The sequence below is a fragment of the Mesorhizobium sp. B2-9-1 genome, from assembly GCF_006439455.1.
In the GTDB taxonomy this organism is placed as follows: Bacteria; Pseudomonadota; Alphaproteobacteria; order Rhizobiales; family Rhizobiaceae; genus Mesorhizobium.
In genome coordinates, this window is record NZ_VFTP01000008.1 from 169,116 (window position 1) to 194,617 (window position 25,502).

Here is a 25,502-nt window from a genome sequence, read left to right on the forward strand (position 1 = left end):
CCCGCGCAAACCCAGCAGACAACGATATGAACATAGTGGCTCTCCCTCAGCCACTGCCACCCCCGCCGACGTTGCAACCGCTCCGTCTCAGAGCCGTCACGAACGCCGGTTTCTCAATCATGTTCCTGTTCTTCGGCGTGGCCGGCGGCTGGGCGGCCTTGGCACCGCTCGACAGCGCGGCGGTGACGACCGGAGTGGTCAAGGTCGACGGCGACCGCAAACTCATCCAGCACCTCGAGGGCGGCATTATCGCCGAACTCGACGCGGTCAACGGCGATGTCGTCAAGAAGGGCAAAGTGCTCATCCGTCTCGACAACACGCAAGCCAAGGCTCAACTGGACTCGATCCAAAACAAGATCGCCACACGCGAGGCACTCGTCGCCCGTCTCAGGGCCGAACGCGATGGCAAGGACACGATCGAGTTCGACCAGGCATTGCTCGACAACCCGGACCCTGCCGTCAAGGACGCGGTGGCCACTCAACGTGACGTCTTCAACGCGAAGCACCGCAACCTGAAGGACGAGAAGGCAATTCTCGACGAACGGCGCCAGCAGACCGCCGAGCAAATTACCGGACTGCAACAGCTTATCGCGACCGAGGACAAGCGGATCGCGGCATTCGTGAACGAGAACAAAGACCTCGAGACTTTGCTCAGCAAGGGGCTCACCACCCGCGAACGCAACCTGACGCTTACCCAGCAACAGCGCCAGACCGAGGGAGAACGCGCCACGAATGTCGCATCGATCGCCCGCGCCCGCAGCTCTATCGCCGAAATCGACATGCAAATCCTCAACCTTACAACTCAACAATTGAACGAGTCCGTTGACGAATTGAGCAAGGTCGAGGCGGAGCTGTTCGACTTCCGGCAGCAAGCGCGCGCGGCCGCGGATGTCCTCAAGCGCACCGACATCACCGCCCCCGTCGACGGAATCGTGATGGACGTGAAAGTTCACACGGCGGGCGGAGTGGTGAAACCCGGCGACACGCTGATGACGGTCGTGCCGCTCGGCGAGAAGCTGGTTATCGAGACAATGGTCAAGCCCGAAGACGTCGAGACGATCGCCCCTGGCCAGACAGCCTATGTCAGCTTCCCGGCCTTCACCAAATACAACCTGCCGCAGCTCAGCGGAGTTGTGGAAACGGTGTCGGCCGATCGATTGGTGGATGAGCGCACGAACGCTCCCTACTTCTCCGCGACGGTGATCATCAACAAGAGCGAACTGGCCAAGCTCGACGGTCGCAGGCTGCTGCCGGGCATGTCGAGCGAGGCTTTGATCAAGACCGGCACCCGCACGGTCCTGGCTTATCTCGCCGAACCGCTCACACAAAACATCCGTCGCTCTTTGCGTGAGAAATAATGCAAACATCAGTGGCTCACGTGCGTATCCATGTCACAACAAGGGAGGATCCAGATTAAAGACACAAGTCTACACCTCACTCATTATGTCCATACCCACACTATAGAGTTATAAATCGCACAATTGTGTGCGCAGTAGGGAGGAAACACCGTGGCGAAAAATCCAGTAATTATAACAATCGGCCCCGATTTCTCGCTGTCAGCGGCCAGCGTCGACCTGAACTTGCATAACCACACAGTGCAGCTCGAAGAGAACCCCCCGAGCGCGACAGTCGTCGACGAGTCCGCTTACTTCGCCGGCAGTAACGGCATCGCCTACACCACCGACTTCACCAACCCCACCGGGGATTATCTCCGTGTTTACACCGGCTCGGAATTCTCAGACCGAATGATCGGCGACGATCTCCTCAACCATCTTCTCGGCGGCGGCGGCAACGATTTCATGTACGGCGGCGGCGGTAACGATTGGATTGAAGGCGGTGACGGCAGCGATTCTATTGCCGGTGACGCCGGCGACGATTCCCTCTACGGCAACGCCGGCGACGACACCATCAAAGGTGGTGACGGTAACGACTTTATCAGAGCCGGTGACGGTAACGATATCATCTACGGCGGGGCCGGTGATGACGCCATCTATACCAGTGACGACAGCCAAGCCCACTACTCCCCCGGTGTCGACATAGTCAATGGCGGTGGCGGCAACGATTTTATCAGGGCCGGCCGTGACGGCGGCATATTCAATGGCGACGCTGGCAACGACACCATCACCGGCAGCGAGGGCCAGGACACTATCAACGGCGGGGCCGGCAACGACACCCTCTACGGCGACAACGGCGCTATGAATCGCAACAGCACCGACACCATCCACGGCGGTGCCGGTGATGATTATATCGAAGGTGACGTCATGTTTCTCCCGTCCGGCAGAGCTAACTTCCTGTACGGTGACGGGGGCAACGACACTATCGTCGGGTTTATCGGTGACGACACCATCAACGGTGGGGCCGGCAACGACACCATCGAAGGGGGTAGGGCAAATTTCTCGATCAATTCCGGCAGCGACACCCTGACGGGCGGCGGGGGTAGCGACACCTTCGTCTTCCACAGCCACACCTTCGTCGCCGGCCAACATGACGTCATCACCGACTTCAAACACGGTGACGATAAGTTCGACCTGAGGGACACTCACGACACCGCGTTCCTGCAAGGCCCCAACTTTAACTCGGCACAGTCGGCTATCGATTATCTCCACGCGCACAATCTCTCTGTCGAGAGTACAGTAGTAAAGGTCATCGACGGTTCTGCCGTCGACCTCGTCAGTTTTAGCGACGACGCCGGCACTCTCGACCTCAACGTGTCGGTAAGCGCGTCGGCGGCGGCGCATATCACACAGGCGGACTTCCTCTTCGGCGCTCTGGTGTAACCTACAGTGAGGGGCGGCGCACAAGTCGCCCCCCCAACACCTGATAGTGAGATACACGTATGCGGACAGAGGTAGGGAGTGCGCGGTTCAGGGGGTGCCCGAAGCGGTATCAGAGCCGACCTGGCCGCCTCCATACACCTCGGCCTCGGGCGGCGATAATACAGACGGCTTCCAAATCTCCGACGGGCTCGGCGGCGTGGACAAAGTCTGCTGCCGGGTATGTCGAGCGAGGCCATGATCAAGACCGGCACCCGCACCGTGCTGGCATATCTTGCCGAACCGCTCACGCAAAATATCCGTCGCTCATTGCGCGAGAAATGAAATCTTAAACAGCTCCGTACGCGTCCTTTTCACAACAAAGGAGAACCTAGACCAAAGACACATATTTCATATCCGCAGTGTAGCGCCACAACGCGCACAATCTTGTGCACAACAGGGAGATGAATACCATGACTAAAAAGCCAGTCTTAGTATCAGTCGGCCCGGATTTCTCGCAGTCGACGGCGAGTGTCGATCTGAATCTGCACACCCACACAGTCCAATTAGAAGAGAACATCCCGCCGAGCGCGACAGTCACCAACGAGGCAGCTTATTTCGCCGGCGGGACCGCATACACCACCGATTTCACATACACCGGCACCTGGTTCGGTTCGGCTTTCTCCGACCGAATGATCGGTGACGATCTCACCAACCTATTTTCCGGTGGCCCCGGCAACGATTTCCTCCACGGCGGCGCCGGTGCCGACGCCCTCAACGGCGATGACGGCAACGATTTTATCACCGGCGGGGCCGGGGATGATCTTCTCGACGGCGGCGCCGGCAACGACACGATCAATGGCGGCGCTGACAACGACACAATCCGAGGCGGTATCGACAGCGACGTGATTTACGGCGGTACCGGGGACGACACTATCTACGGCGGCAGCGGGATTCGCCCGAGCGACGGTCAGGATCACACTCCCGGCGACACGAACGACACACTCTACGGCGGTGCCGGCAACGACACGATCTTCGGCAACGCCGGCGACGACTATATCGACGGCGGTGCCGGCAACGATACCCTCTACGGCGACGACACCGCCACCTCCCCCACCAGCGGTAACGACACCATCCACGGCGGTGCCGGCGATGACGTGGTAGAAGATAGTCACGGTACCAACACCCTATACGGCGATGCCGGGAATGACACGATATTGGGTGGAGACCAGAACGATACCATCTATGGCGGCAGGGGCGCCGACATCATCCTCGGCGGCGCAGGCGCGGACTGGATGTCGGCGAATAACGGCATCACCACCGGGGACGGCGCCCGGGACACCTTTGTCTTCTTCTCGGGCGACTCATCGGCGACCGTGCAGGACACCATCCAGGGATTCAAGCATGGCGAGGATAAAATCGATCTGCATGAATCGCGGCACATCGCTTTGATCCTTAACGACGCTTCCGGTAGTAGCGGAACTTTCGCCTCGTCTCAGGCAGCTCTCGACTATCTGCACGCACACAACATATCCGCCGAGGGAGCAGTGGTGAAAGTCGACACCGGCAGCAGCGGGCTCATTGTCGGTTTCAGCGACGACGCCGGTACAATCGACCTAAATGTGGCGGTGGGCGAGACGGCGGCAGCTCACATCACCGAATCAGACTTCCTCTTCGCGTAGAAAAGTTGCGCCTGTAAAACTTGCAGTGGAGTACGAGCGCCAAGTCTCGGTTACTGAGGTCAGCCCTTTTGGAGCGCGGTGCTCTGGCGGGGCGGCTGCGTAATGCCGACAACAGAGGGCCTCCCGACGCCGATCGAGAAGGCTGGCTGGTTGCGTGATTGTCCTGCCCGGTAGACGTGCAGGGTGGACAATGAGGATAAGGCGCTGCCATTGTGCCGACAGAAATCCATATCAGTACGGTAGAGGACCAGGGAGCGCTGGGCATCAGCCCGCCTGCGACCAAGCGGGCCACGGGTCAGCACGGTGTCCGCCGTCTGTCAGCGACGGCGGCAACAAAGTGGTGACCTTGGCCCCAAAGCCCCGCTTGGCTAGACTTCGAAAGATGCTGGACGCCATTCACCACGTCGCGCTTATCTGCACCGACTACGATCGGTCGCGACGGTTCTATGTCGAGCTCCTCGGCCTGGACCTGATCCGCGAGGTCTATCGGGAGGAGCGGCAGTCCTGGAAGGCTGACCTGCGGATCGGATCCGCCCAGCTAGAATTGTTTTCCTTCCCTGCCCCAGCGCCGCGGCCGTCTTATCCAGAGGCGACAGGGCTGCGGCACTTGGCATTTGCTGTGGGGAACCTCGAAGCCGTAGTTGTGCGCCTGGAGGCCGCCGGCGTTGCCGTAGAGCCAATCCGGATCGACCCATATACGGATCGGCGCTTCACCTTCTTTAGCGACCCGGATGGATTGCCGTTGGAACTCTACGAAGCGCAATAAAGTACCGTCTGATACGACAGTCGGCGTATCGCGCGCAGCAGCAATCCGGGCGGAACCCTAAGACGGGTGACCAGTTGAAAGGGATTGGAAAGGAGACAACGTCATGGCCGACGGTTCCGCCTTGCAACCCGCTGCTGCGATCGCTCACAAGAACCGCGCCCGCCAGCCGAACGAGAGCGTCGAGTACCGCAAGGCGCGCGAGGCCCTGTTGATCGAGGAGATCGAACTCAACCGCCATATCGCGCGCGTCGCCGCCCAGCGTCGCGCCTTGCCGCCTGGCGGCGAGGTGAAGGGCGACTATCAATTCATCGGCGAAGCCAGTAGCGTGGCCGGCGCCAATCCCGTCGGCTTCGAGGAGCTCTTCGGCGATAAGGACACTCTGTTCGTCTACAACTGGATGTATGGCCCCAAGCGCCAGCGCCCTTGCCCCATGTGCACCGCTCTGCTGAGCTGCCTGGACGGCAATGCCGACCACCTCCGCCAGCGAATTGCCCTCGCCGTCGTCGGCCTTTCGGCCATCGAGCGGCAGATCGCCTTCAAGGTAGAGCGTGGCTGGAAGAACCTGCCTTTCTACGCCGACGTCAACGGGAATTTTAGCCGGGATTACCACGCGATCATGGACGATGGGACCGACACCGCCGCCGAAAACGTCTTCACCCGGCGCGACGGAACCATCCGGCACTTCTGGGGCGCGGAATTGGGTTTCGAGTCAGCCGATCCAGGCAAAGACCCGACAACCGAGCCGGACTTGATGATGCTGTGGAACGTCCTGGACTGGACGCCGGAAGGTCGCGGGACCGACTGGTACCCGAAGATCACCTACTAAGCGGTCGAGATGGTTTGCCAGGGTCTGGCGTAGCGGAAAGGGTGGAGACCTGCCAATCCGCTCGCGGTCCCGCTTAAGGCATTCACCAGTTTGTCATCAAGCGTCTGCAACTGGCGCTCAGCGGTCTATCCGCTTGCGAGCGTTCGGCGTAGCGGCTCATGCCGATGCTGAATCAGAGTCGACATGATCTGAAAACTGCCGGTCGGCCCCCTTCGGAGACGTGACGATGAGAGCACCGTGGTGTAGAGTATGTGCGCCGAGAATAGAGTAGCAGGGTGGTGTCTCCTGCGCCCGTAAGGGTTCTTCCCCGCCACGGCGTCAAAATCCCAAGATGGGTGATGGCGCGTGGCCTCGTGGTTCGCTCCGTCACCAACAGGAGCGACTATGAACTACCTTTACCTAGCGGGTGCGATTGTAGCCGAAGTCGTCGGCACCGGCTTTATGAAGCAGTCGGACGGCTTTTCGAGACTGGTCCCAACCATCATCACGACGGTCGCCTACGCAATCGCATTTTACTGTCTATCACAGACGTTAAAGACGATCCCAACGGGCGTCGCGTACGCCGTTTGGTCGGGGTCAGGCATCGTGCTCATCACTGCAATTGCTTGGGTGTTCCAGGGACAGAAGTTGGACGTGCCCGCACTGCTGGGAATTGGATTGATAGTGGCAGGCGTAATTGTGATGAATATGTTCTCCAAGGCGGCAGGGCACTAAGTCGCGCGTCCGCTTTCCACCTAGGTGCGGACCTCCCCGTTTATGGGTTCACAGCCTAATTGGCCACGATCAGGCAACCACTGCCACCGGCAGGCCGGCGGCTTTCCATTCCGGCATGCCGTCCTCCAGCCGGCGCGCGGAATGGCCGAGCGCGCGCAGCGCCGCGACTGCCTCGAAGGACATCACGCACCACGGGCCGCGGCAATAGGCGACGATTTCGCGGCCGATAGCGGCGTCGGTCGACCAGGCCCTGACTTTCCCCAGCGGGACATTGATGGCGCCCGGCACATGGCCGAGCGCGAACTCGTCTTTCGGGCGGACGTCGATCAGCGTCACCAGTCCGTCGCGCATCAGCGTCTGAAGCTCGTCGCGCGTGACCGGCCGCATGTCGTCGCGCGCGTCGAAATAGCCGCGCACGATGCGGTCGACCTCGGCGAGCTGCCGCTCGGCGACGCCGCGCACAGCGGCGAAGGCGGAAAGCACGCTGTCATCGGCCAGCGAATAATGCACGAATTTACCGTCGCGCTCGGCCGAGACGATGCCGGCGCGGCGCAGCGCCTGTAGATGCTGGGAGATGTTGGCAACCGGCTGGCTAAGCTTCGCGGCGAGCGCCTCGACGCTGCGCCCGCCTTGCGCCAGATGCTCGATCATTTCCAGGCGCAGCGGATGGCCGAGCGCCTTGGCGACGATCGAGAACTGCTCGTACAGCGCCTGTTTCGGATTGCGGATTGACATAGCCTTTTCGCTAACGCATCGTCATTCAATAGAATTGTTGAATGACAGTTTCAGCTCAGACTGTCAAGCAAGGGCACGCTGCCTGACACGTTCGCCTGTTCGGAGGAAAAAGCGATGATTCTCAGGCAGTTCCTGCACACCGACCCGGTGGCCGCTTCCTATCTGTTCGGCTGCGGCGGCAAGGCTTCCGCGGCCGTGGTCGATCCGCTCGGCGACATCGCGCCCTATGTCGAGGCGGCGCGCGCGACAGGCATGCGCATCCTCTATGTCGTCGACACGCATATCCATGCCGACCACATCTCGGCCGGACGCTCGCTGGCCGAGGCGACGGGCGCGGAATACGTGCTGTTCGAAGGGGCCGAAGCAGGCTTCCCGTTCCGGCGTGTCAAGGATGGCGAGGTGCTCGAGCTCGGCAATGTCACGGCGACGATCTTGCATACACCGGGCCACACGCCGGAGCATCTGAGCCTGTTGGTCACCGACCGGACGCGGTCGGCCGAACCCTGGTTCGTGCTCACCGGGCACACGCTGATGGTCGGCGATCTCGGCCGTACCGAGCTTGCTTCAAGCGCCGAAGACGGGGCGCGCGCGCTTTACGCCAGTGTGCGCCGCCTGAAGGAGTTGGCCGACCATATCGAGGTGCTACCCGGCGCCTATTCCGGCTCGGTTTGCGGCCGCTCGCTGAGCGGCAAGCCGACATCGACCATCGGCTTCGAGCGACGCTTCAACAAGGCCTTCCGCATCGAGGACGAGGGTGAGTTCGTCGCCGCCATGACCGCCGACATCCCTCCCCCGCCGCCGCAGGCCGCCCGGACCCGGGCCGTCAACGCCGGAGCGAAATCTTGAACATAGCGGCGTCTGTCGTCGCGCTCGGCCTCAAGGCCAACTGGAAGCAGTTTTCGCTCCTGGTGCTGATCAACGCCTTTGTCGGCGGCATGGTCGGCATCGAGCGGACCGTGGTGCCGCTGATCGGCGCGGAGGAGTTCGGCGTAGCGTCGACCACGCTGGTCGTCTCCTTCATCGTCAGCTTCGGGGTGGTCAAGGCCTGCGCCAACCTCGTCTCCGGCCAGCTTGCCGACAGATGGGGCCGCAAGCGCGTGCTGATCCTCGGCTGGCTGTTCGGCCTGCCGGTGCCGTTCATCATCATCTGGGCGCCGAGCTGGGGCTGGATCGTCGCCGCCAACGCGCTCCTCGGCATCAACCAGGGCTTCGCCTGGTCGATGACGGTGATCATGAAGGTCGACCTGGTCGGACCGAAGTCGCGCGGGCTCGCCGTCGGCCTCAACGAGTTCGCCGGTTACCTCGCGGTCGGCGTCACCGCTTTCCTTACCGGCTATCTCGCGAGCCGTTACGGCTTTCGTCCCGTGCCGATCTATCTCGGCGTCGGCTACGCGATCCTGGGTGCGGCGCTGTCGATCCTACTCGTGCGCGACACGCGCGAGCATCTGCGGCTGGAGCTGGCCAACCATCCAAGACAAGCTTCCCCGCTCGGCTTCCGCGAGATTTTCATGCTGACCTCGTTCGGGGATCGCAATCTGTTCGCCGCGTCGCAAGCCGGCCTGGTGAACAACCTCAACGATGGCATGAGCTGGGGGCTGTTTCCGCTCTTCTTCGCCGCCAATGGGCTCGGCATCGAGCGCATCGGTATCCTCAAGGCGATCTATCCGGCGGTGTGGGGCATCTTGCAGGTCGCCACCGGGCCGCTAAGCGACCGCTGGGGCCGCAAGGGGCTGATCGTCGCCGGCATGTGGGTGCAGGCAGCGGGGCTTCTCACCACCGCCATGACCCGCAATTTCGGCTGGTGGCTGCTGGCCAGCCTTTTGCTCGGTCTCGGCACCGCGATGGTCTATCCGTGCCTGATCGCGGCGGTGTCGGACGCATCGCATCCCTCCTGGCGGGCGCGCTCGCTCAGCGTCTACCGTTTCTGGCGCGATCTCGGCTACGCGATCGGGGCGCTGTCCGCCGGCCTGATCGCCGACTTCTTCGGCTTCGTCGCCGCGATTGCGGCCATTGCCGCATTGACCTTCCTGTCGGGCGCGATCGTCGCGGTGACGATGCGTGAGCCGCGTTCCGCCACCGTGGTTCCGACATCGGGCGACAGTTGAGACCGCCTGCGAAACGAGGACCGCGTTTACGTTAATGGAAGCTTGATGCTGCGCGGGATGCGCCGGTCAGCTACAATCTGAACAGGTACATTTCCTCGAGATCGCGCATGAGCAACCCGAACCGCATGCCGTGGGTGGATACGGCAAAAGGTCTTTCCATCATTCTGGTGGTGATGATGTATGCCGCCTACAACACCGGTGAATACACCGGCGGCGTCGGCTTCCTGCATTATGTCATCGGCTTCGCGACACCGTTCCGCATGCCGGAATTCTTCCTGATCTCGGGCCTGTTCCTGTCGCAGGTGATCGACCGGCCATGGCGGCGCTATATCGACCGCCGCGTCGTCCACTACCTCTATTTCTACGTGCTTTGGGCGATCATCTCGATCGGGCTGAAGATCGGCATCTTCAGCCGCGACCCCGCCGGCATGCTGCATGATCTCGCGATGGCCGCCGTCCAGCCATACGGCGTGTTGTGGTTCATCTACATGCTGGCGGTGTTCGGGATCGTCATACGCGTGCTGCGCGAGCTTCGCGTGCCGCACTGGATCGTCATCTTGGCTGCCGCCGCGCTGCAGATGTGGGCGCCGAAGCCGGACAGCTACGCGCTTGAGCAGTTCGCGGCCTATTTCGTGTTCTTCTATCTCGGCTTCGTGCTCGCGCCGCTGATATTCCGGCTGGTGGCGTGGACGCAGGATCGGCGGGCGGTCGCCGTTCTCGGCCTGCTCGCCTGGGCGATCGTCAACGGCCTGCTCGTCTATTCGCCGGGCTATGCGATGCAACCGGTCGGCATGCAGATGGGACTGGCGGCATGGCCGCCGCTGCATCTGTCGCTTGCCGTCGCCGGCGCCGTGGCGCTCTGCGTTGCCGGCGGTTTCCTGTCAAAATTCGCTTCCATGGAATGGCTGCGCTGGCTCGGCGAGCATTCGCTGGTCGTCTATGTCGCCTTCACCATCCCGATGTCGATCTTCCGGGGCGTCATGCTGGCGAGCGGCCTGCTGACCGATACCGGCGTGCTGAGCCTGGCGGTGCTGCTGGTTTCGGTCATAAGCCCGGTGGTGCTCTACTTCATCGTCCAGCGCGTCGGCTTCGGCACCTTCCTGTTCGAGCGGCCGGCCTGGGCGCATTTCGACAGGCCGACAGCCGCCAAGGCCTCCGGCAAGCCCATGAGCCGGCCGGCACGCGAGGCGGCCTGACCGGGCCGCCCGTTCCGGCCATCCGTTATTTGCCGGCGCCGTATCCCGGCCGGCGCACGGCCCTGATCTTGCCGCTGCTGCCGCCGCCGCAAAAGAAACAGCCGTCGCCATCTGATTCCAGTCCCGATACACCGGAGGGCATCGCGACCTCCTGCAGCACGTCGCCCGTCTCGGGATCGATGCGCAGCAGATCGCCCTCCTCACCTTCCCAAGTGGCATGCCAGAGTTCGCCGTCGATCCAGGTGACGCCGGTGACGACGCGTTTCGACTCGATGCTACGGATCACCTCGCCCGTTTCAGGATCGATCTGGTGGATCTTATGGGCCCTGTATTCGCCGACCCAGAGCGAACCTTCGGCCCAGGCCATGCCTGAATCGCCGCCATTGCCCGGCGCGGGAATGGTGGCGACGACCTCGCCGGTCTTTGGGTCGACCTTGTGAATGCGGTCCTCGGCGATCTGGTAGAGGTGCTCGCCGTCGAAAGCGGTTCCGGCATGCGAGGCGACGTCGACCGATTGCACGATGGTGCCGCTCTCCGGGTCGAGGGCCTTCAGCTTGTCGCCGGTGGCGAACCAGACATTCTTGCCGTCATAGGTGACACCATTGACGCGCTCGGCGTCCGGAAAGGGACCATATTCGCGCAGGATCTCGGCGGCGGCTCTTTTCATTTTCGATCTCCGTTCGAACAATGGCGGCAAACTACTCGCTCGGCAGCGGACCGGGGAGTAACAAGACAGTCGGGAATCCGGTCATCGGCGGCATCATCCAGCGGCGCGCCCGGCCGCGGCCGACCGCCTGCACCTTGTGCTCGGCCGACAACTGCTCCAGCGCCCGCTGCACGGTGCGCGCGCTGGCGCCAAGCGCGATCGCCAGCGCCGAGCTCGACCAGGCCTCGCCATCGGTCAGGAAGGCAAGCACCGCGCCATGCTCATCCTCGACCGGCGGCGCCAGCACGACGATCTCGGCGGCGTTCAGCGGCGTCAACGCAAAGCCACCTGTTGTCGCATTGATCTCGGCCAAGCCGGTGAGCTCGGCGCGGAGCCGCCCCATCTCGACCCTGAGCCGCGCGCGGTGCGACTCGTCGGCGTGCCTCGCCCGGAACGCGCGCCTCAGCAATGTCTCGCGCGGGACATCCGCCGGCCAGGTTTCGGCGAGCGTGCGCGCCAGCGCAAACAGCACCGGCCGGGTCGCCAGCGAGACCACGGTGCCGCCTTCGCGCACGACGTTGCGGCAGGCATCGATGACCAGCGCGCCCGACCCCAGCAGCGCCTCGACCTTGTCGAGCAGCAACTCTTTCTCCGCGCCGCGCGCGATCAGCCGGCCCACCGGCGTGTTCAGCACCAGGGACGCCGCTTCGACTTCGGCCTTCAATGCCGGGATGTTGGCTTGATAGGCGGCAAGCGATGCCCGGCCGAATGCCGAGCGCGCCGCCTTTGTCCTCAGGCGCCGGACGGCGATTCCGGCCGCGGCCAGTTCATGCGCGACGCGCGCCACCGGCGGCAGCGGCGTCGGATCGAAGTCGGCAAGCAGGCGCTCGGCCTCGTCGAGGCGGCCGATCAGGATGAGGCGGCGCGCCTCGAGGCTGCCGGCATAAGCGGCGTTCAGCCGGTCGCCATGCGCGGCCAGCGTCGCGCGGGCGGACCGCAGCGCCTTCTCCGGCCAGCCGAGGTCGCGCGAGACCAGCGCGATCTCGGCCTCGGCGACGACACAGCGGGCGCGCGCCACCGCTTCCCTAGGGCTGAAGGCGCGGGCGGCGTCCTTCAGCAGCGCCTTGGCCTTGGCGAAATCGCCGAGCTGCGCCATCGCAATGCCGCGCAGCGCCAGCGCCGGCGCGTCGTCGCGCAGCGCGACGCGCTTCAAGGCGCCGAGCGGATCGCCTGCCGCGAGCGCGCGGCCGGCGGCGTTGATCAGCGAGTCCATGCCGTCGCCTCAAAGCCCGCCGCAGCAAATCGCGTCACAGTTGTAACTCTCACCATCGCCGGATGCGGCCCTATGTCTGTCCTCGTCACCCCCAACCAAACCCAAGAACGGGACAAGAGCAATGACCCAACATATGAAGACACCGCCGGTCGTTTCGCAGGAAGCGTGGGAAGGCGCCTATGAAGAGATGCTCGTGAAGGAAAAGGCCCTCACCCGCGCCCGCGATGCTTTGGCCGCCGAACGACGCCGCATGCCGTGGATGGAAGTCAAGAAGGACTATGTGTTCGAAGGCCCGAACGGCAAGATGAGCCTGCTCGACCTCTTCGAAGGCCGCCGGCAGCTCGTCGTCTACCGCGCCTTCTTCGAGCCCGGCGTCTATGGCTGGCCCGAACATGCGTGCCGCGGCTGCTCGCTCGGCGCCGACCAGGTCGGCAACCTCGCCCATCTCAACGCCCGCGACACCACGCTTGCCTATGCCTCGCGCGCGCCGCAGGCCGACATCCAGCGGCTGAAGCAGCGCATGGACTGGAAGATGCCCTGGTACACCATCACCGATAGCTGGGATAAGGATTTCGGCGTCGACGAATGGCATGGCCACAACGTCTTCATCCATGACGGCAAGCGCATCTTCCGAACTTATTTCGTCAACAACCGCGGCGACGAAGCCTTTGGCACCGTCTGGAGCTATCTCGACGTCACCCCGCTCGGCCGCCAGGAGGTGTGGGAGGATTCACCCGAGGGCTATCCGCAGACCCAGACCTACAAATGGTGGAACTGGCACGACAATTACGAGGAAGGCGCCGCCCCCGACCAGAGATGGGTCGAGGTGTCGGATGCCGGCGAAGCGGCGTTCCGCAACAAGAACGCCTGAGCGTGAAGCGGTTCCGGCGGCGCAAACCACGCGCCGCCGGAGCCGATCGCCTCACGCTTGTTCCAACGGGCTCGAACCCTGCCCGCATCAGAAGATGGATATCATGAGCATCGACAATCCTGCCCCTCGCCCAAACGGCCTGAGCGGCTTCGGCCTCGCCGACTGGCTTTGCCTCGCCGCGGCTCCCACCTTCGCCACGATGGCGCTGCTCACGGCTGTCTATGACGGCCGGGACATGATGTGCATGTCGGGCGCCTCGGCGCTCGGCGGCATGGTGCCGATGTATCTGTTGATGGCTGCGTTCCATCTGGCGCCGTGGCTTCGGCTGGCGGCGCGGCGGGCGTAAGACTGGACCGCGGGAGCATCGGCGAGCGGCCCTGAATATCCGGCCACGCGCGAGTTCGCGACGCACGGCCGTGTCAATCAGGTTCGGGGAATGCGCTGGCCAGAAGGTGCAATTCCGTTGGCAATCTCCATTTGGCCAGCAACGTCGTTGCTGGCCAAATGGATGGCAGGACGGAGGCACCGTTCGGCGGCCCTGCCAATTGAAAGAAAGGTGCCGACAGTCACCCCACCTGGCTTGGCTGGAATTCGTTGGTAATCACGCGCTCGTTGGGATCGATCGGACCCAAGTTTCTCACGACCCGGAATTGACCGCCCTGCGCCTGCGCGATGTACATATTCATGCGAACGTGATGCTGACCGGGAACCATCTCGGCCGCACCTCCTGGGCCTTCGGCGATACGAGCATGGTCGAGTGCCCGTATGACCGCGTCGCGCTCGACACTGCCCGCCTCGTTGACGGCAGCTTCCCACATCTTGATCGCCCGGTAGTGCCCAGTGCACCCGCTGCCGGCAGTCAAGGTAGCGCTGCCGGGGAACCGTTCACTGTAGCGGCGCAACAGCGCGCGGCCGAACGGTTCGTCGAGTTCCTGGTAATAGTCGAGGCAGCTGTAGAGGCCCTCGATCTGCTCGGACGGCACCAGGTTGAAGAAGTTCTCATCGAAGTAGGTGCAGACGATCCGGCCGCCGCGTTTGCCGAAGCCGGCCTTGTGCAGTTCTTCGAGGAACGGTGTCAGCCCCGGCGGGACGACGGTGTTGAAAACCACGTCGGTGCCGCTGGCCATGATCTGCTGCACCGTCCGCCGGAAATCGACGGTGTCCAGCGGAAAATACTCCTCGCCGACGATCTCGCCGCCATTGGCGAGCACCGCCCGGCTCGCAGCCTTGTTCAGCAAATGCGGCCAGATGTAATCGGCTGACGGAAAATAGAACCGCTTCGCTCCGGTGTTGTTCATGAGCCACGGTATCAGCGGCTCGACCTGCTGAGCGGGAACGGGTCCGGTGCAGAAAATCAGCGGATCGTTTTCCTGCCCCTCATACTGCTCGGTATAGATGTAAAGCGTCCTGCCCCGGGTGACCGCCTCGCTCTTGATGGCCAGGCGGGTCGAACTGTAGATGCCGCCGACGACCACATCGACCTTGTCGACGTCGACTAGTTTCGCAGCCTTTGCCTTGGCGACGCTTTCGACGGTCTCGCCGTCCTCGACGACCAGCTCCACCGGGCGGCCGAGGAGACCACCTTTGGCGTTGATGTCGTCGACAAGCATGGTGGTGAGGTTGGCGTTGGCGATGCCCATGAAGGACAATGGGCCGGTGAGCTCGGCGATAAGGCCGATCTTGATGGGTTTCGGATCCATCTGATTTCTCCGTTTCTGGGGGATTCGTTGGGCGCGCCGCCGCCAAAGGCAGGCGGCGCGCAAGATGGACTCTCAGGCCTCGTAGTGGCCCAGCAGCAGCGCCGCCTGCGGCTTGCCGACATGGCCGGCTTCCTGCAGGATCGCGGGAACCTCCGGGTCCGACACGAAATTCTTCCAACCCTCGGCGTCCCAGTCGAAGATCGCCCAGACGCGGTCAGGTTCGCTCGGGTCGCGGAACACGGTTGCGCCGTTCGAGCCGTGCAGCCGGCGCTTGTCGGCGCCCTTGGTCGAAAAGATACGGATGAAGTGGTCGACGTCCGCCACCTTGGTCGTTGCGAGAAGCATCTGATTTCCTCCTGTCGGTCGCGGCCACCATTGGTCCATCGACAGGATCACGATGCGCGCGCCGGAGCGGGCGCACATGGGGTGGATTCCCTATGCCGGCATTTCGCCCGGTCGGACAAGGCCGTGCTCGACCGCATAGAGCGCGGCACCGGCGCGGGTGGTCACGCCGACCTTGGAGTAGACGCTCTGGATGTGGTGGTCGGCGGTCTTGGGCGAGATACCGAGCTTGCGAGCCGTCTCCTTCGCCGTAAGGCCAGCGGCGATCAGGCGCAGCACCTCGATTTCGCGCCGCGTCATGCCGGCTAGCGCCTGCGGCAAAGCCCGGCGCGACTGCTGTCCGGCGAAGGACAACACGGCCTCGGCAGCGTCGGGGCAGATACAGCCGTCACGAACAGCCGCACGCAACTGCGTCGCCGCCGCCTCGCTGGACAGCGCCTTGCGGTGCGGGCGCTCCTCCCGCGACGTCTGAAAGGCCTCGGCGGCAGCCAGGATCCTGGCCGCCGGAGACAGATCGGAGCCGCTGACCTTGCGGTGATATCCCGAACCGTCCAGGCGCTCGTGATGGCGCAGCACGAGCGCGCCCATCGCGTCGCCGCCGTGGCCGAAGGAAGCCAGCGCCCGCTCACCGTAATACGCGTGCAGCTGCGCCGCGTCGCGCTCTCGCACCGACAGCGGGCCGTTGCGCATCCAGGTCGCCACCGGCACGACGAGTTCGCCGATATCATGGATGCAGCCCGACCAGCGCAGCGCGCGCACGTCAGGTTCGGGCAGCCCGATCCGTTTCCCCGCACCCGCGGCCAGCTCCGACACCATCCGCGAATGGCCTTGCGTGAACGGCATGCGCATGTCGATCATGTCGGCGATGGCGAGGAACGCCTCGTCGCAAGCCGCCTCGTCCAGCGTCACCGGCGGATCGGGCTCCAGCGCCAAAATCGTCTCGCGGTCGACCGTCGCGCCGATGCCCTCCATCAGCGCGGCAGCGTTGGCCGAGACGAGCCGGGCCAGATCCGCTTCGTATGGACCATCGCCGCGACTGGCGATGGTTTCGGCCATCGCGTCGATGCCGAGGGCATCGCTGAGCGCAATCACATCCTGCGCCAATGTGATCAGGCGCACGGCCGGCAGAACGTCCTCGCCGCTCAGCCCGCGCGGCAGACCTTTGCCGTCCCAGCGTTCGTAGATCTGGCCAAGGTTGCGCCGGATCTCCTCGGACAGGCCGAGCCGCTCGCCGATCCGCTGCGCGACCTCGCAATGCGCGGTCAGCACCGGGCGGGCCACCGCCAGCGCCTGCGCCATCGCGGCCTCTATCGCCCTGGCCTGCGCGTCAGGCTCGAGATCGTAGTAGAACCGCTTGAAGGCCTGCACGAAGACCCTGCCCAGTTCCGCGCGGTTGCCCATGTCGAGACCGACAAGATCCTGGCGGAGCGCGATCTCGTCGCCGAAGGTGGCCGCCAGCAGGTCGGTGTCGGCATTGCAGCCGACATAGCGCAGCATCGACTGGTGATAGGCATTACGCCGAACCTCGTCTGAAAGGCCCGCGAGCTTGGCGACCCGCATTGCAAGCACGCAGGATTTCAGCGCGAAATCACGCGAATGGCCGGTGGCAAGGTCCGAAGCATAGGCAAGGACCATCATGAAGTCCGCCCGGCGTATCGAGGCGTCTGTCATCTCCCGCATCCCCAGTGTGCCTCATGCTACCCCCACGAGCCAGCAATACCTAGCGGGAAAAGTCCTAAGCCTGCTGTCACTTGCGGCGAAGGTCGCATTGTCCCTGCCCCTCCAGGTCTTGACGAAAACAGGCGCGCCTGAGACACGGGAGCAGACATTTGCTCCATGGGAGACGGGCAGGCGGTGGGCAAGCTGTGAAGCGCGTTTTTCGATTGCTGGCCGCGGCGATCCTGGCGTCCGGCGCGACCGGATGCACCAGCATTTCCTATTACGCGCAGTCGTTGGAGGGCCATGTCGAGATCATGGCGGCGCGCAAGAATGTTGCGAAGCTGATCCTTGATCCCTCGACGCCACAGACATTGCGCGCCAAGTTGACGTCGGCGAGCGCGATACGCCGCTTTGCCACGGAAGAGCTGGCGCTGCCCGATAACAGCAGCTACCGCAGTTATGTCGACGTCGGTCGCAACAATGTGACCTTGGCCGTGTTTGCCGCGCCGCAATTCTCGCTCGCGCCGATAACATGGTGCTTTCCAGTCTTCGGCTGCGTTCCCTACAAGGGTTATTTTTCGCGCAAAGACGCGCTCGAAAGTGCCGCTGAACTGCAGCGGCAGAGGCTGGACGTCTATGTGTCGGGCGTCACCGCGTATTCCACGCTGGGCTGGTTCAGCGATCCGCTGCTCAGCACCATGCTGCGTCAGGACGACACCTACCTGGCAAGCCTCATTTTCCATGAGCTGGCGCATCAGAAAGTCTATGTGAACGGCGACTCCGCATTCAACGAGGCTTTCGCGGTTTCCGTCGAAACCACCGGTACGAGGAAATGGCTCCGCGCCACGGGCAATCGCGCCGGATTGCGCAGCTACGAGATCGATCGCAAGCGCAAGGCCGATTTTCTCGGACTGATATCGAAAACCCGGGCCGAGCTGAGGCAGGTCTATGGAAGTCCCCGCAGCCCGCAGCAGATGACGGCCGCCAAAGCAGCCGCCATCGACAGGCTGCGGATGCGCTACCGGCAAATGCGCGACAAGCGATGGGCCGGATACCGGGGATATGACGCCTGGTTCGATAGCCCTATCAACAACGCAAAGCTTGCCGCGACCGCTGTCTACGGCGAACAGGTTCCGGCGTTCCTTCACTTGTTCGACTTGTGCTCCGGCGACTATCCGAGGTTCTACGCTTCTGTTCGACGGATCGGAAATTTGCCCGCACCTTCCCGAACCGAAGCGCTTAGAACCGTGGCTACGTGCAATTGACCTTATAAGGAATTCGGCATCCGGAGGCCGCGCGGACAATGTTGGACAATTATGAGGTGGACAGGTTCGGCGTGATCCACCAGATCGACTTCACACCGATCAAATACGACAAGAAATACATCTCCTATTACGAGGACCTGAGCGACCGGACCATCAAGCTCGGCTATCAGCGGCTTGGCTGGGTGCTCGGCATCACCGGCGAGATACCTCGCTCAGTGCTGGAAATCGGATATGGCACCGGCACATTCATCGAAGCCGCGAAGATAACCGGCGTTGCCGATTGCGCCGGCTGCGATATCGCCGAGTTTCCCCTGCCCAAGGGTGTCCGCTTTGTCGATTGGGATGAGGCGCTCGCCGGCGCCTGGGACCTCGTCGCCATGTTCGACGTGCTGGAGCACATCCCCGATCTCTGTTTCCTTTCCCGCCTTCCGGCCCGCCACCTGGCTGTCGCCGTCCCCTATTGCCGCTGGCGCGAGCTCGGCGCCGACGGCGACGCGTGGTTCGCCAAATGGCGCATGCGTCTGCCCAACGAGCACCTGCACCATTTCGACCGCGACTCGCTGGTGGCGCTCCTCGCGGCCAACGGCTTCGAGTGTGTGACGCTGAACTGCTTCGAGGACGGGATCAGGCTGCGGCCAGGCGAAGCAGGTCCGAACATTCTGTCAGGCTTCTTCAGGAAGCTTTAGGCCGGCGGCCTTGCCGACGTATCGCTCGATCGCGGTCACGGAACTGGCCGCGCGGATGAGCGCGGTTCTTGCTGCCAGGCTTCCGAATGAGCCCGGGAATAACCCGTCCGCATTGCCTTCCGCGGCGGCTCGCACAATAGTCGGGCCGATGTTCGAGGCGATTGCGAGTCACTGGTCGACGCTTATCCTGATCCTGTCGCTGGCGATGGCGGCGGTGGGCATCGTGCATGCCATCATGACGAAGGAAGACGTGCGCGCGGCCACCGGCTGGGTGGGCGTGATGCTCTTGTCGCCCTTCCTCGGCGCGATCATCTACGCCATTGCCGGCATCAACCGCATCCGCCGCGCGACGATCAGCGCCATGCGGCCGGTCTCGCCCGAGGCCGCCGCCGCCAGGCATGATCGCGACGTCGCGCTGGAAGCCTTGATCAACGCCGAATTCGGCCAGCGTTTTACCGGGCTGAAGACGCTGGGCGACAGGGTGGCGCGGCGCCCGCTCACCTCGGGAAACACGATCGCGGTGCTCAAGACCGGCGACGAGGCCTATATGGCGATGTGCCGGGCGATCGACGCGGCGCAACGAAGCGTGCTTCTGGAAACCTATATTTTCGACAATGACGCGGTCGGAGCGCTTTTCGTGCAGTCGCTCGGCAATGCCGTCAAGCGCGGCGTCACCGTGCGCGTGCTGATCGACGCCGTCGGCGTGCGCTATTCCGTGCCCAGCATCCTGAAGCAGCTCAGGGAGGCCGACGTCACGGTCGATCTCTTCAACGGCAACATCGTCATGGGCCTGAGACTTCCCTATGCCAATCTCAGGACCCACAGGAAGATACTCATCGTCGACGGCACGGTGGCGTTCACGGGAGGCATGAACATCCGCAAGGGATTCTCGGCCGAATTCGCCGGTTCCGACAGTTCGCGTGACACGCATTTCGAGGTCACCGGGCCGGTGGTGGCCGATCTGTTCTCGGTGGCCGCCGAGGACTGGCGCTTCGCCGGCAACGAGGCGTTGAAGGACGGACCCTGGCAGGTCGAGCGCGTCGTGCCGCCGCCGGGGCAGCCGATGCTGGTGCGCGCGGTCGCGACCGGGCCGGACGCGTCCAACGAAACCAATCTCAAGCTGCTGATGGGGGCGTTTTCGGTCGCCCGCAAATCGATCCGCATCATGTCGCCCTATTTCCTGCCGGACCGGGAGTTCATCAGCGCTCTGACCACGGCCGGCCGGCGCGGCGTCGAAATCGACATCGTCGTGCCGGCGGTGAACAACCTCTTTCTCGTCGATCATGCGATGACGGCGCAGTTCGACCAGGTTTTGAAGCATTACTGCCGCGTCTGGCGCCATGAAGGCGCGTTCGACCATTCGAAGCTGATGGCGATCGACGGCGTGTGGGCCTATGTCGGCTCGTCCAATCTGGACGCCCGCTCGCTGAGGCTGAATTTCGAGATCGACATGGAAGTCCTGGATGAAAACTTCGCCGCCGAGATCGACGCCCGCATCGCCGCCGCCATCTCCACCGCCCAGCCGGTGACGCTGCAGACGCTGAAGGCAAGGCCGTTCGCAATCCGCGTCTTCGACCGTTTGCTGTGGCTGGGATCGCCCTATCTTTAGAGCAGGAAATCGAGCATCGGGATCATGGAGATAGACGACATCAAAGGACGCAGCCTGCCCGAGACCGTGCTGCTCTCGATCCGCAGCAGAAGCGCACGCAAGACGAAGGCGACGCCGCGCAAGCGCGTCAACGACACTGAAATCGTCGTTGCCTCCTACAACGTCCACAAATGCATCGGCACCGACCGCAGATTCGACCCCGAACGGACGGCACGCGTCATCCGCGAAATGAGCCCTGACGTGATCGCGCTGCAGGAGGCCGACAACCGCTTCGGCGACAGGGCCGGGCTGCTCGACCTGGCCCGCCTGGAGCTGGAAACGGGGCTGGTGCCGGTGCCGGTCAGCGGCAACGGCAAGGGCCATGGCTGGCGCGGCAATGTGCTGTTGTTCAAGCGCGGCACCGTGCGCGACGTCCACCAGCTCAAACTGCCGGGACTGGAGCCGCGCGGCGCGCTGGTCGCCGAGATCGATCTCGACGAGAAACGGTCGCTGCGCGTCATTGCCGCCCATCTCGGCCTGCTGCGTCGTTCGCGTTCGGAACAGGCCCGCGTCGTGCTCGACATCATGAGCAGCGCCGACGAGAGGCCGACGCTGCTGCTGGGCGACCTCAACGAATGGCGGCTCGGCAACCGGTCGGCGCTGAACACGCTGCACACGACCTTCGGCCCGACGCCGGCGGTGCCGACTTTCCCGTCCGGCCTGCCGGTGCTGGCGCTCGACCGCATCATGGGCAACCGGCACGACCTGGTTTCAGGCGTCGAGGCGCATGACACGCCGCTGTCGCGGGTCGCCTCCGACCACCTGCCGCTGACGGCCTTCGTGCATCTTTGAGAGAGGCCGCGTTCAGCCCTCCCGCAGCCACACCAGCATCTCGCCGGGATCGCGATTGTCCCAGGCGAAATAGGGAACGGCCTTGAGCTTTGTCTCCTGCGTCGCCGGCGGTTCGGAGCGATAGAGATCGGCGCCCCAGTTCTCGGTCTCGGCTCTGCTGCCGATGGCCGAGAGGGTGACGACGCCGCCGAGCAGGTTCGGTTCCTTGTGCGCCTCGATCCTGGCCGTGCGCGATAGCGCTATGCGATGCAGCCCGCCGCCATTGTCGGTTTCCTCGACGCAATAGATCAGCGGGCCGCGCGCGAGCGCCACGCGGCCGATGTCCTGGCGCACCTGCGGATTGGCGAAGAGGCGCGCCATCGACATTTCGAGGTCGAGCTCGACCTTGTCGCCCTTTTGCCATTCGCGGCGGATCGCGGCATAGCCGTCGACCGTCGCCGCTTCGAGATCGACGAGCTTGCCGTTGACCCTAAGCGCCGCCTTGCGGCACCAGGCGGGTATGCGCAGGTGAAGCGTGAACTCTATGGGCGCCTCCGGCCCGATCTCGATCGCAATCGCGCCATCCCACGGATAGTTGCTGGCCTGGACGAGGCTGACCTGCTGGCCGGCGATCTCGAAGCGGGCGCTCGAATCGCCGTAGAGGTGCACCGCCAGCGCATCGTCGGCGAGGCCGTAGAAATAGCTGCCGATCGACGCCACCATGCGGCCGATATTGGGTGGGCAGCACGGGCAGCGGTGCCATTTCCAGCGATGGTGGCCACCGCGGCTCTCCAGCGGGTTCTCGTAGAAGAACAGCGAGCCGTCGAGCGACAGGCCGGAGATCGAGCCGTTGTACAAAGCCCGTTCCATCATGTCGGCGTAGCGGGCGTTCGGGCCCATGCCGAGCATGCGGCTCGCCCAGAACACCAGGCCGACCGAAGCGCAGGTCTCGGCATAGGCGGTTTCGTTGGGCAGGTCGTAGTCGTTGGTGAAGCCTTCATTGTCGGCCGACGGCCCGAGGCCGCCGGTGACGTAAAGGCTCTTCGTCGTGAGATCGTCCCAGAGCCGCTCGAGCGCGACCTTGAGTGAGTCGTCGCCATATTCGGTCGCGATGTCGGCCATGCCGGAATAGAGATACATCGCCCTCACCGCATGGCCGACGACCTTGTCCTGCTCGCGCACCGGCTTGTGCGACTGGTTGTATTCATAGGTCTTGAAGTGGAAATCCTTGGGGTCGGCGCCGCGCGCCAGCGCCTCCTCGTCGAAATAATGCGGCTGCTGGCCGCGCTGGTCGATGAAGTACTTAGCCAGCTTCATATATTTGTCGTTGCCGGTCGCGCGCGCGAGCCTGACCAGCGCCAGCTCGATCTCCTCATGGCCGCAATAGCCCTTCCGCTTGCCGGGCTCGGGACCGAAAGTGTCGGCGATGTGGTCGGCATAGCGGCTCATGATGTCGAGCAGCTTGCGCTTGCCGGTCGCCTGAAAGTAGGCGACGGCGCCCTCGATCAGATGCCCGGCGCAGTAGAGCTCGTGGCAGTCGCGCAGGTTGGTCCAGCGCAGGCCGGGCTGGATGCGCTGGTACCAGCTGGAGAGGTAACCGTCCTGCTGCTGCAGCTTGCCGTACATGTCGATGACGGCGTCGATCTTCTTTTCCAGATCGGGGTTGCGGCGGCGGTAGAGCGAATAGGCCGCGGTCTCGATGGTCTTGCCCCAATCGGAATCCCAGAACATCTGCGTCGTCACGGTGCGCGCGGTAAAACCGTCGCTGACATGGAAGGGGATGACGACGCCGGGCGACGGCACGTCCGGATCGATCTGCTCCAGCATGTGCGCCTCGACACAGCGGTCGTAGAGGATGCCGGCGGTCTTGGCTGCCACTGCGTCGACACGGTCGCCCCAGAAGCCGTGGACATCGACCTGCGGCACTGGCAACGGGCGGAAGGCGAGCTTCGGCTTGGCGGAGGTGCCGGTCGGCGCGGCGGGCTGCGTTGCGGTCATGATTTCACTCCATTCGAATTACTTGACGGCCCCGGCCATCAGGCCGCGGATGTAGAAGCGCTGCAGCGCCAGGAACAGGATCAGGCAAGGCACCATCATCACCGTCACGCCGGCCTGCACGGCGCCCCAGTCGATGGCACCGAAGCGGCCGGACTGAAGCGCGGTCATCATCACCGGCAGGGTGAATTTGGACTGGTCGGTCATCAGCACCAGCGCGGCCAGGAACTCGTTCCAGGCGCCGAGGAAGGCGAACAGCGCAATGGTAACGACGCCTGGCCAGACCAGCGGCAGCATCACCTTGACGAGCATGGTGACATTGTTGGCGCCGTCCATGCGCGCGGCCTCCTCGATCTCGCGCGGCACGGCGTCGAAGGCGTTGCGCATCATGAAGATCGAGAACGGCAGCTGCAGCGTGACATAGACGCAGACCAGGCCCGTCAGCGTGTTGTGCAGGCCGAGCTTCGTCAGCACCAGGAAGATCGGCGTCAGGATCGACTGGAACGGGATCATGATCGTCGACAGGATGAGGACGAAGAAGAAATCCCTGAACGGAAAGCGGAAGCGCGAGAAACCGTAGCCGGCAAGCACGCTGACCAGCACCGAGAGCAGCACCGTCATAACCGAGACATAGATGCTGTTCTGCGCCGAGACCCAGAGCCCGTCGCCGAAGGAGTTCAGCGTCTGATAATTCTCGATCGAGAAGCCGGTGGTCGGCCAGGGCGGCAGCGGCGGCTGGCGCGCCTCCTGCGCCGGCTTGAAGGTCGACAGCACGGTCCAGACGATCGGCGCCAGGAACAGCACCGAGGCGATGATGCCGGTGGAATGCCTGGCCAGGCTGAAGCCGACTTTGCGGTTTTGCGACATCGCCTCGGCCATCAGTCGAGCCCCTCCGGCTTGCGCAGCAGCCAGAGCTGGATGAGGCTGAGCGCCACCAGGATCACCAGCAGCACCATGGAGAGCGCGGCGCCGTAGCCGAGCTTGAACGAGACGAAGGACTGGTTGAAGATCCAGTAGACCGCCGTCAGCGTCTGGTTGCGCGGACCGCCGCGCAGGATGATGTAAAACTGGTCGAAGGCGAGGATCGACCCCGCCACCGACAGGATCAGCGCCAGCGCCAGCGTGCGGCGCATTAGCGGCAAGGTGATGGCCCGGAACCTTGCGAACGGCCCTGCCCCGTCGATGACGGCCGCCTCCTGCAGATCCTGCGGGATCGACTGCAGCCCGGTCATCAGGATGATCATGGTGAAGCCGGCGACCTTCCAGACCACCATGGCGATGATCGACCAGAACGCCGGCTGGAACGTGGCAAGAAGATTGATCTTCCTGCCGGTCAGGCCGAGGTCGAAGGCGGCCGGACTGAACAGGCCGGAATCGACGTTGAGCAGCCAGGACCAGAGCAGGCTCGCCGAAGCGAAGCCCACCACCGCCGGCATGAAAAAAGCGGTGCGGTAGAGGTTGGTCAGCGGACGCGGTTTTTCGATGAAGATCGCCAGCGGGAAGGCGACGGCGAAGATCGCGATGGTGACGATCACGGTGTAGTAGAACGTAAATTTCAGCGCATTCCAGAAGCGCGTGTCGCGCAGGATGGCAAAGTAGTTGTCGAGGCCGATGAAGGCATGCTCGCCCATCAGCGGCCAGTTGTGGAGCGACATCCAGGCGGTCATGCCGAGCGGGATGACGAAGAAGACGGTGACCAGGGCGACGGCCGGCAGGACATAGAGTAGGCCCACCCATTGCCGGCGGCTGACGCCGATGCGTGAGCGGGCGGGCGCGGAGGTTGCGGTGATGGCGGTCATGGCTGCGCCTCCCCTTCCCCCCTTGTGGGGGAAGGTGGCCGCGAAGCGGCCGGATGAGGGGTGTTCCAGC

23 protein-coding genes and 1 pseudogene are annotated in these 25,502 nt (G+C 63.6%); 15 read left to right on the forward strand and 9 right to left on the reverse strand.

What is annotated here, in order from left to right:
• The first annotated feature begins 26 nt into the window (after positions 1 to 26).
• The 6 genes from FJW05_RS16890 to FJW05_RS16920 all read left to right on the forward strand — a co-directional run bounded on the left by FJW05_RS16890 (position 27) and on the right by FJW05_RS16920 (position 6,741).
• Complete coding sequence (locus tag FJW05_RS16890; protein ID WP_181164981.1) at positions 27 to 1,358, forward strand: HlyD family type I secretion periplasmic adaptor subunit; 1,332 nt, start codon at positions 27 to 29, stop codon at positions 1,356 to 1,358.
• A 150-nt stretch (positions 1,359 to 1,508) separates the two neighbouring features.
• Positions 1,509 to 2,777, forward strand: coding sequence for a calcium-binding protein (locus FJW05_RS16895; RefSeq protein WP_140634124.1), 1,269 nt, complete (start codon positions 1,509 to 1,511; stop codon positions 2,775 to 2,777).
• A gap of 449 nt (positions 2,778 to 3,226) precedes the next feature.
• A complete protein-coding gene (locus FJW05_RS16905) occupies positions 3,227 to 4,435 on the forward strand; it encodes a calcium-binding protein (protein WP_181164977.1) in 1,209 nt (402 codons plus the stop codon).
• A gap of 382 nt (positions 4,436 to 4,817) precedes the next feature.
• Positions 4,818 to 5,201 carry a VOC family protein gene (locus FJW05_RS16910; RefSeq protein WP_140634128.1) on the forward strand — a complete coding sequence of 128 codons (384 nt, stop codon included), beginning with the start codon at positions 4,818 to 4,820 and terminating at the stop codon, positions 5,199 to 5,201.
• Between the two features lie 103 nt (positions 5,202 to 5,304).
• Positions 5,305 to 6,027 carry a DUF899 family protein gene (locus FJW05_RS16915; protein WP_140634130.1) on the forward strand — a complete coding sequence of 241 codons (723 nt, stop codon included), beginning with the start codon at positions 5,305 to 5,307 and terminating at the stop codon, positions 6,025 to 6,027.
• A gap of 384 nt (positions 6,028 to 6,411) precedes the next feature.
• Positions 6,412 to 6,741: an SMR family transporter gene (locus tag FJW05_RS16920; protein ID WP_140634132.1), complete on the forward strand. Its 330-nt coding sequence runs from the start codon at positions 6,412 to 6,414 to the stop codon at positions 6,739 to 6,741.
• A gap of 69 nt (positions 6,742 to 6,810) precedes the next feature.
• Here FJW05_RS16920 and FJW05_RS16925 read toward each other — a convergent pair whose 3' ends face one another.
• Complete coding sequence (locus FJW05_RS16925; RefSeq protein ID WP_140634134.1) at positions 6,811 to 7,476, reverse strand: metalloregulator ArsR/SmtB family transcription factor; 666 nt, start codon at positions 7,474 to 7,476, stop codon at positions 6,811 to 6,813.
• 114 nt (positions 7,477 to 7,590) lie between these two features.
• Between FJW05_RS16925 and FJW05_RS16930 the strand changes: the two genes are divergently transcribed.
• The 3 genes from FJW05_RS16930 (at position 7,591) to FJW05_RS16940 (ending at position 10,777) form a co-directional block, all read left to right on the forward strand.
• Complete coding sequence (locus FJW05_RS16930) at positions 7,591 to 8,322, forward strand: MBL fold metallo-hydrolase (RefSeq protein WP_140634136.1); 732 nt, start codon at positions 7,591 to 7,593, stop codon at positions 8,320 to 8,322.
• The gene (locus FJW05_RS16935; protein WP_246673491.1) at positions 8,319 to 9,581 is read left to right on the forward strand and encodes an MFS transporter; all 1,263 of its coding nucleotides are present in this window, start codon (positions 8,319 to 8,321) and stop codon (positions 9,579 to 9,581) included. Before FJW05_RS16930 ends, FJW05_RS16935 begins: the two co-directional genes overlap by 4 nt.
• A gap of 107 nt (positions 9,582 to 9,688) precedes the next feature.
• Positions 9,689 to 10,777 carry an acyltransferase family protein gene (locus FJW05_RS16940; RefSeq protein WP_140634138.1) on the forward strand — a complete coding sequence of 363 codons (1,089 nt, stop codon included), beginning with the start codon at positions 9,689 to 9,691 and terminating at the stop codon, positions 10,775 to 10,777.
• 25 nt (positions 10,778 to 10,802) lie between these two features.
• On the opposite strand, the gene FJW05_RS16945 is transcribed toward FJW05_RS16940, so the two are convergent.
• Complete coding sequence (locus FJW05_RS16945) at positions 10,803 to 11,444, reverse strand: DUF5074 domain-containing protein (protein ID WP_140542750.1); 642 nt, start codon at positions 11,442 to 11,444, stop codon at positions 10,803 to 10,805.
• Between the two features lie 31 nt (positions 11,445 to 11,475).
• Positions 11,476 to 12,696, reverse strand: coding sequence for a helix-turn-helix domain-containing protein (locus tag FJW05_RS16950; protein WP_140634140.1), 1,221 nt, complete (start codon positions 12,694 to 12,696; stop codon positions 11,476 to 11,478).
• Between the two features lie 121 nt (positions 12,697 to 12,817).
• On the opposite strand from FJW05_RS16950, the gene FJW05_RS16955 reads away from it, so the two are divergent.
• The gene (locus FJW05_RS16955) at positions 12,818 to 13,567 is read left to right on the forward strand and encodes a DUF899 family protein (RefSeq protein WP_095767840.1); all 750 of its coding nucleotides are present in this window, start codon (positions 12,818 to 12,820) and stop codon (positions 13,565 to 13,567) included.
• 157 nt (positions 13,568 to 13,724) lie between these two features.
• Positions 13,725 to 13,913: pseudogene (locus FJW05_RS16960) on the forward strand (hypothetical protein); the annotation flags it as partial.
• Positions 13,914 to 14,133: 220 nt separating this feature from the next.
• On the opposite strand, the gene FJW05_RS16965 reads toward FJW05_RS16960, so the two are convergent.
• From FJW05_RS16965 to FJW05_RS16975, 3 genes are all read right to left on the reverse strand, one after another.
• Entirely contained in the window at positions 14,134 to 15,330 is a 1,197-nt protein-coding gene (locus tag FJW05_RS16965; protein WP_246673492.1) for a substrate-binding protein, read from the reverse strand.
• Positions 15,331 to 15,339: 9 nt separating this feature from the next.
• The gene (locus FJW05_RS16970) at positions 15,340 to 15,612 is read right to left on the reverse strand and encodes a hypothetical protein (protein WP_027024197.1); all 273 of its coding nucleotides are present in this window, start codon (positions 15,610 to 15,612) and stop codon (positions 15,340 to 15,342) included.
• A 90-nt stretch (positions 15,613 to 15,702) separates the two neighbouring features.
• On the reverse strand, positions 15,703 to 17,280 hold the full coding sequence (locus FJW05_RS16975; RefSeq protein ID WP_140634142.1) for an HD domain-containing phosphohydrolase: 1,578 nt from the start codon (positions 17,278 to 17,280) through the stop codon (positions 15,703 to 15,705).
• Between the two features lie 194 nt (positions 17,281 to 17,474).
• Here FJW05_RS16975 and FJW05_RS16980 point away from each other — a divergent pair, with 194 nt between their 5' ends.
• The 4 genes from FJW05_RS16980 (at position 17,475) to FJW05_RS16995 (ending at position 21,659) form a co-directional block, all read left to right on the forward strand.
• On the forward strand, positions 17,475 to 18,533 hold the full coding sequence (locus tag FJW05_RS16980) for an aminopeptidase (protein ID WP_140634144.1): 1,059 nt from the start codon (positions 17,475 to 17,477) through the stop codon (positions 18,531 to 18,533).
• 38 nt (positions 18,534 to 18,571) lie between these two features.
• Positions 18,572 to 19,219: a class I SAM-dependent methyltransferase gene (locus FJW05_RS16985; protein ID WP_140634146.1), complete on the forward strand. Its 648-nt coding sequence runs from the start codon at positions 18,572 to 18,574 to the stop codon at positions 19,217 to 19,219.
• A 148-nt stretch (positions 19,220 to 19,367) separates the two neighbouring features.
• Positions 19,368 to 20,828 carry a phospholipase D-like domain-containing protein gene (locus FJW05_RS16990; protein WP_140634148.1) on the forward strand — a complete coding sequence of 487 codons (1,461 nt, stop codon included), beginning with the start codon at positions 19,368 to 19,370 and terminating at the stop codon, positions 20,826 to 20,828.
• Positions 20,829 to 20,852: 24 nt separating this feature from the next.
• On the forward strand, positions 20,853 to 21,659 hold the full coding sequence (locus FJW05_RS16995) for an endonuclease/exonuclease/phosphatase family protein (RefSeq protein WP_181164978.1): 807 nt from the start codon (positions 20,853 to 20,855) through the stop codon (positions 21,657 to 21,659).
• Positions 21,660 to 21,671: 12 nt separating this feature from the next.
• Here FJW05_RS16995 and FJW05_RS17000 read toward each other — a convergent pair whose 3' ends face one another.
• Genes FJW05_RS17000 through FJW05_RS17010 form a run of 3 tightly spaced genes read right to left on the reverse strand, consistent with a single transcriptional unit; the run spans position 21,672 to position 25,432 of the window.
• Positions 21,672 to 23,636 carry a glycoside hydrolase family 127 protein gene (locus tag FJW05_RS17000; protein ID WP_140634150.1) on the reverse strand — a complete coding sequence of 655 codons (1,965 nt, stop codon included), beginning with the start codon at positions 23,634 to 23,636 and terminating at the stop codon, positions 21,672 to 21,674.
• 18 nt (positions 23,637 to 23,654) lie between these two features.
• Positions 23,655 to 24,512 carry a carbohydrate ABC transporter permease gene (locus tag FJW05_RS17005; protein WP_140634152.1) on the reverse strand — a complete coding sequence of 286 codons (858 nt, stop codon included), beginning with the start codon at positions 24,510 to 24,512 and terminating at the stop codon, positions 23,655 to 23,657.
• A complete protein-coding gene (locus tag FJW05_RS17010; RefSeq protein WP_140634154.1) occupies positions 24,512 to 25,432 on the reverse strand; it encodes a sugar ABC transporter permease in 921 nt (306 codons plus the stop codon). Before FJW05_RS17010 ends, FJW05_RS17005 begins: the two co-directional genes overlap by 1 nt.
• Positions 25,433 to 25,502: the final 70 nt, after the last annotated feature.